Raw genomic sequence first — 12,792 nt, forward strand, 5'->3', positions numbered from 1 at the left:
AACAAAAAAAGGCTCCGGGTTATCCGAAGCCTTTTTTAAAAAATTAATTTTTAAAAATTAATTTTGTTTGAATTCAACGCGACGGTTCATTACACGTCCTTCTTCAGTTGAATTATCAGCAATTGGGTTAGTTTCACCCATGCCTTTAACCTTAATGCGTTTTGCTTCTACACCTGAGTTAACTAAGTAAGTTTTTACAGAGTTAGCACGATCTTTAGATAAACGTAAGTTATGAGCAGCAGTACCTTCTGATGAAGCGTAACCAGCTAATTCGATAGTTTTGCTTGAATTAGCACGTAAATCGGCAGAACCGGCATCCAACACACTGTAAGAAGAAGTTCTTAATACAGAGCTGTCAAAATCAAACTGAATGTTTGAGTAAGGCTGTACAGCTGAAATGGCTGCAGTTGAATCAACAGCTGGGAATTTGATAGGACAACCAGCACCATCAACTACAGTACCTGCAGGAGTGTTAGGGCATTTGTCAAACTGATCAGAAACACCGTCACCATCAGAATCTTTTTTCAAGTCATTAACAGCGTTTTCAACGTTAGTAACACGACCTTTTAAAGCTTCAACTTCTTGACGTAAAGCTGCATCATACAGTTCATCATACATCATAGCTACCGGGTTAACCCACTCTAAGTTAGCTTTTGAGCTTGAACCAAAAGTGTACTCTAAACCACCGTAACCGTATGAGTAACGATCTTTAGTAGGATAAGCTCTTTTCAAAGCGTCTAAGTTATCGTCATCAGTAAAGTTAATTGTGTAACCTAAGTTTAAGCCTAATGCATCAGATAATCTGAATTTAACACCAGCACCAACAGGGATTACTAAACTTTTAACCCATCTTTTTTCGTCAGTAGTACCTGGTTCAAGGAACCTGGCTTCAGTACCGTTTGCAGTGATGTAATGTGGATTATACCAAATCATACCAGCACCTGCGTTAACGAAGAAATTTACTGAGTTTTTACGACGTAAGAAATCGATAGTGGCAACATTTACTTTAGCACCTAAAGTTCCTTGCCAAAAACGAGTATCGTAAGAACGGAAACCATCACGGCTTGTGAATGAGCTTCCTTGTCCTGGCTCACCTTCCGATTCGAAATTGTTGTTACCTGCAACTTTACCGCCATTGAAATCCAATTGCAAAGCAAATGAATGCGCTAATTGCCATTTCAATGAAGCGCCGTAGCCTAATGATACGTTATAATTAACGTAATCATGTACGCCACCAATTGCAGTTACCGGAGAAATAGCACCTGCGTTTAAGCCTAAGCTCCAGGTGTTGTACTGTCCTCTGCCGCCAAACACTTTAGCAGTGCCTGTAGTAGTTGTAGTCATGCTCGCAGTTGAATCTGTTTGAGCGTTGGCAACGCCAACTGCCATCAAAGATGCAAAAGAAAGCGCAACCGTTTTCTTTAATGTAGAATAATTCATAGTTTTAAGATTAAACAATTTTTAATTGTGATTTTACTTTGTAAAATTAGCACTTATGTTTGATCCTTACCAAACACCGTTCCAGTTTTACTAATATTGTAGACAAAGAAATGCAAAATTTTGTTTTATAAAAATTAAAAGTGATTAAATCATGAAATATCTACCTATTAATAACAACTTATTTACTCTTAATAGAAAAAATTTCGTTTCGCGACTTAAACCTCATTCTGTTGCCCTGTTTAACGCCAGTGATGAATATACGCGCAGCGGAGACCAAAATTTTGTCTTTAAACAAAATGCTGATTTTTTTTATCTCACTGGTATCGATCAGGAGCAAAGTTTATTATTCCTTTTTCCTGATTGTCCTAATCCGTTATACAAAGAAGTACTTTTTTTAAGACAAACCGATGAACACATTGCTGTGTGGGAAGGTCATAAATATACGAAAGAGGAAGCCAGGAAAGCATCAGGGATAGAAATTGTATATTGGTTGCAGGATATGGATGCTATTTTACACAGCATTATTAATTATGCCGATAACATATATATTAACACGAATGAGAACGACCGCTTTTTGCCTGGTGTTCCCTATCGCGACTTGCGCATTTTAGCCGATCTGCGCAACAAATACCCTTTGCATCATTACCAAAGGTCGGCACCTATTATGCGCGATCTTCGTGTAGTTAAATCGGGTACCGAAATTGAACTGACCCAAAAAGCATGCGATATTACCAACGATGCCTTTAAACGTGTACTAAAATTTATTAAACCTGGTGTTGCCGAATATGAAATTGAAGCCGAAATTACGCATGAGTTTTTACGCCAGCGGGCAACAGGACATGCTTATAACCCCATTATAGCATCGGGTGCCAATGCCATAATACTGCATTATAATGACAATAACCAGGTTTGCAGAGATGGCGATGTGATACTATTTGATTTTGCGGCCGAGTATGCTAACTACAATGCCGATATGAGCCGGTCGGTGCCGGTGAGCGGTAAATTCACTACACGGCAGTGCAGTGTTTACAATTCAGTACTCCATGTTATGAAACAGGCCATCCAAATGCTTGTTGCCGGCACGGTATGGAATGAGTATCATGACGAAGTAGGGAAAATAATGAGCAGCGAATTGATAAAATTAGGCTTGCTTGATAAGCATGATGTTGCAAAGCAAGACCCGAAAGCACCTATATATAAGAAATACTTTATGCATGGTACCTCACACCATTTGGGTTTAGATGTACATGACTTCGCCAGCCGTTATAAACCGTTTGAAGTGGGTAATATTTTAACCTGTGAACCTGGTATATACATACCCGAAGAAAAATTAGGCATACGCTTAGAGAATAATATCCTGATCACTAAAGGGGGAAACATCGATTTAATGGCTGATATTCCAATAGAAGCTGACCATATAGAAGACATCATGAACAGTTAAGCATACACAATAAGCATCGGAAGTATAGAATTATATTTCTGATGCTTATTTTTGCAGAGATAATGAGAGAAGAAAGATCTTTGCATGATATAACCGGCAATAATAACAAGCTTAAAGTGGCGGTACTAATTGCTACTTATAACTGGCCCGAGGCTTTAGAGTTGGTGCTATTGAGCCTGTTACAGCAAACCCGCATGCCCGATGAGATCCTGATAGCCGACGATGGCTCAAAATCGGAAACCAGTGAACTAATTGACCGTTACCGCACCCGCTTTACCATCCCGCTTAAACATGCCTGGCAGGAAGATAATGGGTTTCGTAAGTGCCTGATCCTCAATAAGGCAGTAAAGTTATCTGATGCGGATTATATTATTGAGATAGACGGCGATATTATAGTTAACCCTAAATTTGTAGCCGACCATGAGCGCATGGCCCGTAAAGGCAGTTTTATGCAGGGCAGCCGCACTATGTTAACCGAGGTTAAAACCCGTGAAATCCTCCAAACCAAGCAAATTAACTTCCATTCCTTATCGCAGGGCTTATACAGCCGGTTTAATGCCATTCGAATACCTTTGCTGAGTATGTTCTTCAAGCCCGATCCGCGCAGTTCCTGGAATGTAAAGGGTTGTAACTTAGCTTTTTGGCGCGAGGATTACATTACGGTTAACGGCTATTATAATGATTTTGAAGGCTGGGGTTGGGAAGATTATGAATTTGGTGCCAGACTTATAAATGCCGGGATTCTAAAAAGGCGACTTAAAATGGCCGCTATTAGCTACCATATATTTCACAAGATACACGACCGTGGTAATTTCTTACCTAACGAGCTGATTTACAGGAAGACAGTAGAAGAAAAGCTGACTTATTGCCCCAGTGGTTACCACGAAGTTTAACTTCATAAAACCGCATTAAACCTCATGTTTTCCTTAAAAAAGCGCAAAAAGTTAGATTTTATCGCAATTTTTCAGGTAGATAATTAAAGGAATTTTCAGAATTGAATTTGTTGTTTTGAAACAAAGTCAAAATTCTATAACGATGTAGAGTAGCGCAATTATCAAAATATAAATCACGAGCTTGATGATTTTCCAACGGTTAAATCTAAAGTTTTGCGGATGTGGTTTCCGGAAACTTCCATCCGTACGTTGGGCAATCTCCTGAAAACGGCCCAGGCGTAGCCAACTCCATAATCGTCCGGCCTCCTGCGCATTTTTATACCATACTACTTGGCATGCAACATTGATATTGTAAGAATGGCCTTCTTTAATAGTACGATAATAGTTGGTCAAAAATTCCGATACAATTTCGGCTATGGCCAGCCATAATATGAATTTTAGTGGCCATCCAAAAATAAGGGCGGGTAAAATCGATATAACAAGCAATAGCAAAGTTTCCAGCGTATTTGTAAAATCGTAATGTGTATATAAGGAAATAGGATACAGGCGTGCAGCTTCTCCGGCACCTTCGCCATATAAAAAAAGACGTATTGTGCTAAGTCCTTTTTTCCACCAGGGGTGGTGAACTACTGCTTTAGGGGCAGCTAAGTATGGCTGTAACTTATTTTCGAATGCGTTTCTAAATAGTAACTCCATATCTTCCGTACTCTTCATAAGCTCCGGTAAAAAACGACGGCTCCCCAATTTCTTCCGGTTCAACATCACATTTGCCCCGCCTGACCAAAACATTTCTGACTCTTGCTTGGCCCGTTGGCAATGTGTAGAGACGCCTAAAATTTCTAATGACTTTGTTTCTGCATCTATGGGCTCCGGAAAATTTGTTACGCCTATAAATCCTATGGCATTTGGTTGATTAAGAATATGTTGAGCATATACATATAACAAGTCAGGTTCAGGGTTTACATCATCGTCAAGTAGTAATATCCAATCGCCTTTTCCGGTATCTATGCCTCGGTTACGTGTGCATGAATAGCCAAGGTTTTGATTATTAATAAGTAAATGAATATTGTTTTGACCATTTAATTTTTGTATGCTAATGGGCACCTGTACTGCCGGATTATCAGCAACTAAATAATAACTAATATCAAAACCATCTGGCCTTGGTAAATTGAGGAGAGGTAGCAGGCATTGTTCATCCAATCGAAAGGAAGGGATTACAATATCTATACTATATGTCATAGAGCAAAAATAGTTGTATTCGTAATAATGTACACTACTTATTCTAACAATTCTATCTTTGTCGTATCATGAAAATCATGAAGCAAGGTAATGTTCCCCATTAATAATAGCAAAGATGATATCCGGCCAAAAGTAAGCATCATAATAGTTACTTACAATGCTGGAGTATATTTAAGCGAGTGTTTGCTGTCTATATTGCAGCAAAAATTTACTGAATATGAGATAATTATTAAAGATGGTGGTAGCACCGATGACACGTTAGCAATTATAAAAAATAATGAACATTATCTTGCATGGTTTGAAAGTAAGCCTGATAGTGGTATTTATGATGCCATGAATCAGGCTATTAAAATGGCTAAAGGTAAGTGGATTTACTTTTTAGGAGCCGACGATCGTTTGCTTGATGGCTTTAGTGAAATGTGTGAGCATTTGCATCACGATAATACACTGTATTATGGCAATTGCATAAGCGACAGCTCAATCTTAGGTGGTATATATTCAGCTTACCGAATTGCTAAATATGCTATATGCCACCAAGCTATATTTTACCCGGCCAGGGTTTTTGAAAAATATTCCTATAATACCAAGTACCGCGTATATGCCGATTATGCCCTTAACCTGCAATGCTGGGGCGACAACTCTATCAAAAAAGAATATCTGAATATTGATATAGCCTGGTATAATTTGACCGGTTTTTCGGCTGTTGCAGCCGATGAGCTTTTTAAACAGGATAAACCTAAACTCATTAAAGATAGTATGGGCTGGTTAATGTATCTTAGGTTTTTATACAAGCGCGGTAAGGAACAAAGCAGGCCTGGCAGCAATTTTTATTAACAACACATGAAAATACTGTTCGATCATCAAACCTTCTCATTGCAAAAATACGGCGGCATATCGCGGTACTTCGCCAACCTCATTAAGGGTATAAACAAAAGCGGAAAAGGATATGGATACATCATGTCTTTGTTTTCCGAAAACGAATATATTAAGAATGAGCACATGGCACTCAGTAACTCGGTGGGGCAAAAACTGTTTAATAATAAACCCAAACGGCTTTACAATTGGAACAGGCGCTTTTCGCGCTGGAGCCTGAGGCTGCGTAAGTTCGATGTGTTTCATCCTACTTATTATGACCCCTACTTTATAAAATATCTTAAAAAGCCTTGTGTAATAACCGTACACGATATGTTGCATGAATTGTATCCGCACTATTTTGCCGATGCACAAGAGGTAACAGCGCGCAAAAGAAAAGTAATGGAAAGGGCTGATTTGCTGATAGCTATATCAGAATATACCCGGCAGGATATGATAAAGGTGTACCCGCAAATGAAAGATAAGATTAGGGTGGTTTACCACGGTTACCTGGGTTTAACAAGCCAGCCGGAGCCCGATCATACTTTACCTGCCAAATACATCCTGTTTGTAGGTGAGCGTTGGCATTATAAGAATTTCCCGTTTTTTGTACAAGGAATAAGCCGCTTGTTGACAAGCAGCCCCGAATTAAAATTGGTTTGTGCCGGCGGCAAGGCTTTCACCGCCGATGAAACAGCACTCCTTGAACAGTATAACATAGCCGGTAAATGCCTTCAAATGGATGTTACCGATGTAATATTACAGCAGTTATACAGCCAGGCCGAATTATTTGTATTCCCATCTTTGCATGAAGGCTTCGGCTTGCCCTTGCTTGAGGCCTTTGCTAACGAGTGCCCTGTAATTTGCTGTGATAGCAGTTGTATGCCCGAAATAGCAGGCAACGCCGCATTATATTTTGATCCGCTCCAACCCGATCATCTATTTCAAATGGTCTCCCGTGTGCTTCAGGATGAAGAATTACGGTTAGAATTAAAAAAGAAAGGGCTTAAAAGATTGGAGTTATTTACCTTTGATACCTGTGTACAAAACACCTTGCAGGTGTATCAATCCTTAATTAAAGTATGAAAGTTGCTGGCTTTACCTTTATTCGTAATGCAATAAAAAACGATTACCCGGTGGTGGAGGCCATTACCTCCATACTCCCGCTTTGCGATGAGTTTATAGTTGCCCTGGGTAACAGCGATGATAACACCGAAGACTTGATTTTGGGGATTAATTCGCCGAAAATAAAAATTATTCATACCACATGGGATGAATCATTAAGGGAGGGAGGCTCTGTTTTTGCCGCCGAAACCGATAAAGCCTTTGCCGCCATATTGCCCGATGCAGACTGGGCGTTTTATATTCAGGGTGATGAAGTAGTACACGAAAAGTATTTGCCGGTGATTAAGCAAGAAATGGAAGCTAATTTAAATAACACCGCTGTAGAAGGCTTGTTGTTTAAATACCTTCACTTTTACGGCTCGTATGATTATTACGCTCATTCGCGCCGCTGGTACCGCCGCGAAATCCGCATTTTGCGCAACAATAAGAACATACATGCCTACCGCGATGCGCAGGGCTTTCGCCTGGCTAACCGCAAGATCAATGTAAGGTTGATAGATGCTTACATATACCACTACGGCTGGGTAAAACCGCCTAAAGGATTGGAAAGCAAACTGCGGAACTTCAATCAGTTTTACCATGACGATAACTGGATGGCCGAAAACCTGCCCGAAACTTTTGAGTTCGACTTTAAGAATGCCGATCGCCTATTAAACTTTACCGATACCCACCCGGCCGTAATGCATCGCCGCATTAAAGCCCAAAACTGGAAACTGGAAGTTGACCCCGAGCAACTGAAAAAGAAAATGGACTTCCGCCGCCGCACCCTCCAAAAAATTGAAGACTGGACCGGCTGGCGGGTTAGTGAGTACCGGAATTATAAGTTGGTGAAGTAGTAAAGCGTTTAATTTTTTGTTAATTATGATGAGCCTGTTGAAGCATTAGCCGCTTTGCTAAATTTTCAATAAACTTACACTGCACCCTTAATCAACTTAATGACGGCTCTTAATAACTTAACAATTTAATAACTCAATAAACTATTTCGCCTGTGCAATAACACCTTCGTTCAAACGCACATACTCGTCATTCTTTTCTGCTTTGGCTAAACGGGCACCTTCTTGCGCGGTAGCTATGGCAGCAGCCTTATCACCCTTTTTAAGCTGGATGCGGGCTTTCCAGTATTTATAGTAAGTGGCCTTAGGTGCGGTTTTTTCTATTTCGGTCATCCACTCCAAAGCCTTATTCAGGTCTTTATTGTTTTCGTAGTAGTATTGGGCAGCCGCAAAGTAAGGTTTCTTTTCGGCCGATTTCATGGCCTCCTCAATACCGCTCATAATACGGTTGTCTATCTCAGTAGTCAAGTGCAGGGTTAGCGAGGTTCGTTCCCACATCAAAGTCAAATTGGCAGTGGTGGGCTTTACATTTGCTAATTGCATGGTAAAGGTTTCAACCGGTACTGTCATTTTGTCGGCTTTTACCTTAAAGCGTAAAAAATCATCAGCTTGTTTGTATTCATAAGCACCCCATTGTTTGGTGGTTTTGTTGAGGATTATAGTCCACTCCCGAGCATCGGGTATAGTAAATAGGGCGTACTCTCCTGCGGGCACTTTGTTACCCTCAATGCTTACCTCATCGGTAAAAGTAATTACAGTTGCATTATTGGCACCTGTACGCCATACCTGCCCGTAAGGTTGTAAGCTACCAAATATTTTACGGCCTTTAACATTGGGGCGCGAATAGTTTAAAGTAACTTTTCCGAGGCCAAATTCTTGTATAATAGTTTGCGCAGTGCTGGGTTGAGGCATTTGTAAGCTGGTTTGCGCGTGCGTAACCAATGTACTGCTTATAACCAATAAGGCAATAAGCAAGCTAAATAAGTTTTTCATTTAATGATGGTGATTATGGTTGAACTACATCAAAGATATGAAATGTTAACCTGAAAACTATAGCTGAAACAGCAGGATTATGATAGCTGAAAAGTGTGATACAGAGAATAAAAAAAGGCTGTAAAATAAAAAGCCCCCCAGTCTTGCACCGGGGGACTTTCAACCTAAACCTTATCACAATTAAATTGGTAAGTTTACCAATTCATATATATTAACACAATTGTTGTACCAAAAATTGTGTTAGAACATATATTTTTTTAATTGTACTTTACATTGTTGCTTAACGGCATTGCGGTACCCCCTTGGGTTGTACAGAATATAATTTTGTTTCTGCTTACTTAATATATTGTTCAGCATTTTGTACAAAAGTGTCAGTTTTTTAAGCTTGCCGAATTTGGCGCCTACGTAAATATCCGTCAAACAAAAACAGCGCGAGCACCACATCAAAAAACAAGAATCCTTTTAGTGCTGGTTCGCTAAAATAGCTTTTTAAAGCCGGCAGTTCAAAATTAAACGGTATTTGCACACTGTTGGTAGTTCCGCTGTTCCAGTTGGTACTGGCCAATGCTATACCTAATAATACTATAATACTTAACAAAAAAAATGCGGCTATACCCTTAATAATGCGGTTATCAATAGCTGCTTTAAGCGGCTTGCTGGCTTCTTCGGCGCGTACAGCCTCCATTACCTTGTAGGTAAAAGCCATGGGCGGGGCATCCAGCTCTATAGCTTCGAGTTCCTGGTTAAACGCCAGAATCTCCTCGTACTTTTGCTGGTAAGTTTTATCGGTAGCAATTAAATGGGCAATGGCCTCCTGCTCTTGTGCCGAGCAGGTACCGTCCAAATAATTCCACAGTTGTTCCTCAATGTTGTTCATATCAGTTCGTTAACTTCGTGTTTTAAATTGCGCACCAGCTTTTCTTTCAAACGCTGGCGTGCTCTAAATAGTTTCACTTTAACATTATTAGGCTCAATACCTAAAGTTACGGCAATTTCTTCCAAACTTTGTTCGCCTTTATAAAATAAGGTAATAATGGTAGCATCATCGGCCGGGAGCTGCTCAATAGCTTGGTTCAGGTAAAACGACCGCGATTTATTTTCGGCCATATTATTTTCAAACCCGGCATTTTGGTTCTCTACCTGTATAAAATTGTTTTCATCATCAATTGATGAGGTATCTAAGCGCCTTTTACGCAAAAACGTCATGGCGGTGGTATATACAATACTGTACAGCCAGGTGGTAAATTTGCTTTGCCCCGCAAAAGCCTGTAGATTGCGGTAAGCCTTTATAAAACTATCCTGCGCTACCTCTTCGGCATCTTCGCGGGTTTTGGTAAAACGCATAGCCAGCGTAAAAACAAAACGCTGGTGCCGTTTCACCAGGTCGGCATAGGCCGATTGGTTTCCCGCCAGGGTTTGTTCAATGAGGTCGATATCCGATAGCTTGCTTTGCATCTTACAACATCTATGACTACCAGTTTAGGATTGAGGTTACAGGTTATTGCATAAAAATAAGGATTAAATGTGAAGCAGCGGATTACCTTATATATATGTCTCTTATATATAGAGAGGGATCAATAAATTAAGGGGTAAAAATATTTACAGAAAAAAGTGCTTACCCCTGTAACCTGCTTTAAAAATGTGTGGTCATACACTACAAATCACCGCAAATGGTGAAGCAAACAAAAAATCAGCAACTTTTTAAAAATTAATATTATGGAATTTCCTAAAGAATTAATCGCAATTATGGTTCCACTTGGCTTTTTTGCCATGATCTTTGGAATTGTGTATTTACAAAAACGTGAAAAAATGGCCATGATAGAGCGTGGTATGGATCCTCGCCGTTACAAACCACAATCGGCCCCTTACCAGAATTTGAAATGGGGATTACTGTTAATTGGCTCCGGTTTAGGTTTGTTTTTAGCCTCTGTTTTAGACAAAACCATCTTTTTAAACATGGATGATAACGAAGCCCTTTACTTTAGCTTAATAGCGATATTTGGTGGATTGGGCTTATTCCTGTCTTACCGTATAGAAAAGAAGGAAGTGATTGAAAAAGAAGCACCGGCTACTTATATACCTGAAAAGGATCTGGTATAAGCCCCACCCAACCCTCCCCGGGAGGGAGGGAGCTGAAAAACCCAAAGTCCTCCCTCCGGGGGAGGATTATTTGTGAGTGTTTGTGTTAATATGTACTTATGAGGGCTACGCCGTTTAGGAGGGGTTTCGGCTTTTTGCCGTTACAAATACCGTTCTTTTAAAATAGCCAGGTGATGTAACTCGTGCCCGGCAATAATGTAAAGTAGTGACCTAATGGATATTACTTTACCGCTGGCCATACCTGTGTATAAAGATTGTTGCGGGGTAATAGAGCGGTACAGATAAAGGTTGGCTTCCCGCAGAGCTTTAAATTCAGTAGCCAAATCACTGAGCGAACGGGCGCTTACATCGGCACTGTCGGCGTAAGCATTTTCATCGAAGCCCGGCATCGCATTAGCATCTTGCCTGGCGAAGCATAACAATCTAAAGGCAAATATCCGTTCCGTATCTATTATGTGGTTGAGCACCTGCTTAATGGTCCACTTACCAGGCGCATAAGCAAAGTCTTCTTTTTCAGCTGGAATAATAGTGAAAAAGGTATAGGTGCTTTCTTTTAATTGGGTAAGGGTTTGCAAAATATCTCCTTCGGCAGCGCGGGCTACATAGCCGGCGTAAAAGGGTGCAAACTCACCCGGTTGAGGTTGAGTAATCATTAGTCTATGTTTTTGAGTACAATTCTAAAAGTAGTTCCCTTGCCCAACTCAGAGTCTTTTACAAAAATTTGCCCGTTATGGTAGTTTTCTACCATACGCTTGGTGAGCGAAAGACCCAACCCCCAGCCGCGCTTACGGGTAGTATAACCAGGCCTGAAAACCGTAACAAACTTGGAGCGCGGAATACCCTTGCCCGTATCGGTCACATCAATATATACCTGCGCCCGGGTTTTGCTGGCGGCAATATCTACCTTAATACTGCCTGGACCTTCAATGGCATTTACCGCATTCTTCAACAAGTTCTCTATCACCCAATCAAATAAAGGAATGTTGATGCCTGCTTGTAAAAAGCGGTCGCCGGTGAGTTCGAACGTTATTTTATCGGAAACGCGCACCCGAAAATAATCCACAAAGTCTTTTACTACCTCGTACACCGAGTGTTGCTCTAATACCGGTTTCGACCCTATTTTCGAAAAACGGTCGGCCACAATTTCCAGTCGTTTTACATCGTTCGACATTTCTGCAATCAGCGGGTCGTCTTCGGCGTCAAATTTCGATTTCATCAGCTCTATCCAGGCCAGTAATGAGGATATAGGCGTACCCAGCTGGTGAGCCGTTTCTTTGGCCAAACCCACCCAAACCTGGTTTTGCTCCGACTTGCGCGATGAGCTGAAGGCTGAATAAGCCACGGTTAAAAATACGGCTATAATAGAAAGTTGCACGTATGGAAAAACCCGCAACTGCGTTAACAACGGCGATTCTTTATAATGCACCAGCCAATAGTTGCCACCCAATCCTGGCACATCAATCTTAATTTTAATAGGCTCGTGCTGAGAATCCATGGTAGCCAGTTCGTTTTGAAAGTATTTAAGATCGTAAACCGGTTGCTTCTTTTGATCCACACCCGGCTCTGGCGGAATGTTAATGAAAGTCTTCATGGAATCTAACCCGCGGCTTACTTTAAAGTCTCCCTTTTCGTCGGTTACAATAGCCGGTACGGTAAGGCTGTCGCGCACAAAAAACACGTAGTTGAGTTGGTTTTCATCTACGGTAGAAAAAACCTGTTTCATGGACTGTGCCCACACCTGTGCCCGCGTACGCTCTGATTTGGCAATATTTTTAACCAGGTATTGCGTGTACAGCAATGAACTGCCCGCAATTATTAGTGCAAAAAACATTAACAGGTATTTCCAGCGCTTTTTTTGTAAGTAAGGGTTACTCAT

13 protein-coding genes are annotated in these 12,792 nt (G+C 40.7%); 6 read left to right on the forward strand and 7 right to left on the reverse strand.

Annotation, left to right across the window (positions count from 1 at the left end; translation table 11 throughout):
• Window positions 1-57: 57 nt before the first annotated feature.
• Window positions 58-1,440, reverse strand: a complete 1,383-nt coding sequence (locus ACFQ3S_RS10065; protein ID WP_377163921.1) for an OmpA family protein — start codon at window positions 1,438-1,440, stop codon at window positions 58-60.
• Window positions 1,441-1,591: 151 nt separating this feature from the next.
• Here ACFQ3S_RS10065 and ACFQ3S_RS10070 point away from each other — a divergent pair, with 151 nt between their 5' ends.
• Together ACFQ3S_RS10070 and ACFQ3S_RS10075 are read left to right on the forward strand one after the other, a co-directional pair.
• Entirely contained in the window at window positions 1,592-2,881 is a 1,290-nt protein-coding gene (locus ACFQ3S_RS10070) for an aminopeptidase P N-terminal domain-containing protein (RefSeq protein WP_377163923.1), read from the forward strand.
• Window positions 2,882-2,943: 62 nt separating this feature from the next.
• The gene (locus ACFQ3S_RS10075) at window positions 2,944-3,774 is read left to right on the forward strand and encodes a glycosyltransferase family 2 protein (protein WP_377163925.1); all 831 of its coding nucleotides are present in this window, start codon (window positions 2,944-2,946) and stop codon (window positions 3,772-3,774) included.
• A 126-nt stretch (window positions 3,775-3,900) separates the two neighbouring features.
• Here the strand turns inward: ACFQ3S_RS10075 and ACFQ3S_RS10080 are convergent, their stop codons facing one another.
• The gene (locus tag ACFQ3S_RS10080) at window positions 3,901-5,013 is read right to left on the reverse strand and encodes a glycosyltransferase (RefSeq protein WP_377163927.1); all 1,113 of its coding nucleotides are present in this window, start codon (window positions 5,011-5,013) and stop codon (window positions 3,901-3,903) included.
• 90 nt (window positions 5,014-5,103) lie between these two features.
• Here ACFQ3S_RS10080 and ACFQ3S_RS10085 point away from each other — a divergent pair, with 90 nt between their 5' ends.
• From ACFQ3S_RS10085 to ACFQ3S_RS10095, 3 genes are read left to right on the forward strand one after another with little or no spacing between them, the layout of a single operon-like run.
• Complete coding sequence (locus ACFQ3S_RS10085) at window positions 5,104-5,847, forward strand: glycosyltransferase family 2 protein (protein WP_377163928.1); 744 nt, start codon at window positions 5,104-5,106, stop codon at window positions 5,845-5,847.
• A 6-nt stretch (window positions 5,848-5,853) separates the two neighbouring features.
• Window positions 5,854-6,951: a glycosyltransferase family 4 protein gene (locus ACFQ3S_RS10090; protein ID WP_377163929.1), complete on the forward strand. Its 1,098-nt coding sequence runs from the start codon at window positions 5,854-5,856 to the stop codon at window positions 6,949-6,951.
• Window positions 6,948-7,826 (forward strand): glycosyltransferase family 2 protein, encoded by an 879-nt coding sequence (locus ACFQ3S_RS10095; protein WP_377163931.1) that lies wholly within the window; start codon window positions 6,948-6,950, stop codon window positions 7,824-7,826. The genes ACFQ3S_RS10090 and ACFQ3S_RS10095 overlap by 4 nt, the downstream gene beginning before the upstream one ends.
• A 141-nt stretch (window positions 7,827-7,967) precedes the next feature.
• Here the strand turns inward: ACFQ3S_RS10095 and ACFQ3S_RS10100 are convergent, their stop codons facing one another.
• The 3 genes from ACFQ3S_RS10100 to ACFQ3S_RS10110 all read right to left on the reverse strand — a co-directional run bounded on the left by ACFQ3S_RS10100 (window position 7,968) and on the right by ACFQ3S_RS10110 (window position 10,271).
• Complete coding sequence (locus ACFQ3S_RS10100; protein ID WP_377163933.1) at window positions 7,968-8,816, reverse strand: DUF2911 domain-containing protein; 849 nt, start codon at window positions 8,814-8,816, stop codon at window positions 7,968-7,970.
• 379 nt (window positions 8,817-9,195) lie between these two features.
• Window positions 9,196-9,693: a hypothetical protein gene (locus ACFQ3S_RS10105; RefSeq protein ID WP_377163935.1), complete on the reverse strand. Its 498-nt coding sequence runs from the start codon at window positions 9,691-9,693 to the stop codon at window positions 9,196-9,198.
• The gene (locus ACFQ3S_RS10110; protein WP_377163937.1) at window positions 9,690-10,271 is read right to left on the reverse strand and encodes an RNA polymerase sigma factor; all 582 of its coding nucleotides are present in this window, start codon (window positions 10,269-10,271) and stop codon (window positions 9,690-9,692) included. The genes ACFQ3S_RS10105 and ACFQ3S_RS10110 overlap by 4 nt, the downstream gene beginning before the upstream one ends.
• 261 nt (window positions 10,272-10,532) lie before the next feature.
• Between ACFQ3S_RS10110 and ACFQ3S_RS10115 the strand changes: the two genes are divergently transcribed.
• Window positions 10,533-10,916: a DUF6249 domain-containing protein gene (locus ACFQ3S_RS10115; RefSeq protein WP_377163939.1), complete on the forward strand. Its 384-nt coding sequence runs from the start codon at window positions 10,533-10,535 to the stop codon at window positions 10,914-10,916.
• 140 nt (window positions 10,917-11,056) lie between these two features.
• Here ACFQ3S_RS10115 and ACFQ3S_RS10120 read toward each other — a convergent pair whose 3' ends face one another.
• Both ACFQ3S_RS10120 and ACFQ3S_RS10125 read right to left on the reverse strand, forming a co-directional pair.
• Window positions 11,057-11,569, reverse strand: coding sequence for a DinB family protein (locus ACFQ3S_RS10120; RefSeq protein WP_377163941.1), 513 nt, complete (start codon window positions 11,567-11,569; stop codon window positions 11,057-11,059).
• Window positions 11,569-12,792, reverse strand: a complete 1,224-nt coding sequence (locus ACFQ3S_RS10125) for a sensor histidine kinase (protein WP_377163943.1) — start codon at window positions 12,790-12,792, stop codon at window positions 11,569-11,571. The genes ACFQ3S_RS10120 and ACFQ3S_RS10125 overlap by 1 nt, the downstream gene beginning before the upstream one ends.

The organism is Mucilaginibacter terrae (assembly GCF_042679325.1).
GTDB lineage: Bacteria > Bacteroidota > Bacteroidia > Sphingobacteriales > Sphingobacteriaceae > Mucilaginibacter > Mucilaginibacter terrae.

Excerpts from the sequence above, each read along its gene's own strand:
- ACFQ3S_RS10100 (WP_377163933.1), bottom strand. The coding sequence starts at position 8,816 with ATGAAAAACTTATTTAGCTTGCTTATTGCCTTATTGGTTATAAGCAGT.
- ACFQ3S_RS10120 (WP_377163941.1), bottom strand. The coding sequence starts at position 11,569 with ATGATTACTCAACCTCAACCGGGTGAGTTTGCACCCTTTTACGCCGGC.
- ACFQ3S_RS10125 (WP_377163943.1), bottom strand. The coding sequence starts at position 12,792 with ATGAGTAACCCTTACTTACAAAAAAAGCGCTGGAAATACCTGTTAATG.
- ACFQ3S_RS10110 (WP_377163937.1), bottom strand. The coding sequence starts at position 10,271 with ATGCAAAGCAAGCTATCGGATATCGACCTCATTGAACAAACCCTGGCG.
- ACFQ3S_RS10070 (WP_377163923.1), top strand. The coding sequence starts at position 1,592 with ATGAAATATCTACCTATTAATAACAACTTATTTACTCTTAATAGAAAA.
- ACFQ3S_RS10115 (WP_377163939.1), top strand. The coding sequence starts at position 10,533 with ATGGAATTTCCTAAAGAATTAATCGCAATTATGGTTCCACTTGGCTTT.
- ACFQ3S_RS10090 (WP_377163929.1), top strand. The coding sequence starts at position 5,854 with ATGAAAATACTGTTCGATCATCAAACCTTCTCATTGCAAAAATACGGC.
- ACFQ3S_RS10065 (WP_377163921.1), bottom strand. The coding sequence starts at position 1,440 with ATGAATTATTCTACATTAAAGAAAACGGTTGCGCTTTCTTTTGCATCT.
- ACFQ3S_RS10080 (WP_377163927.1), bottom strand. The coding sequence starts at position 5,013 with ATGACATATAGTATAGATATTGTAATCCCTTCCTTTCGATTGGATGAA.
- ACFQ3S_RS10075 (WP_377163925.1), top strand. The coding sequence starts at position 2,944 with ATGAGAGAAGAAAGATCTTTGCATGATATAACCGGCAATAATAACAAG.
- ACFQ3S_RS10095 (WP_377163931.1), top strand. The coding sequence starts at position 6,948 with ATGAAAGTTGCTGGCTTTACCTTTATTCGTAATGCAATAAAAAACGAT.
- ACFQ3S_RS10085 (WP_377163928.1), top strand. The coding sequence starts at position 5,104 with ATGTTCCCCATTAATAATAGCAAAGATGATATCCGGCCAAAAGTAAGC.
- ACFQ3S_RS10105 (WP_377163935.1), bottom strand. The coding sequence starts at position 9,693 with ATGAACAACATTGAGGAACAACTGTGGAATTATTTGGACGGTACCTGC.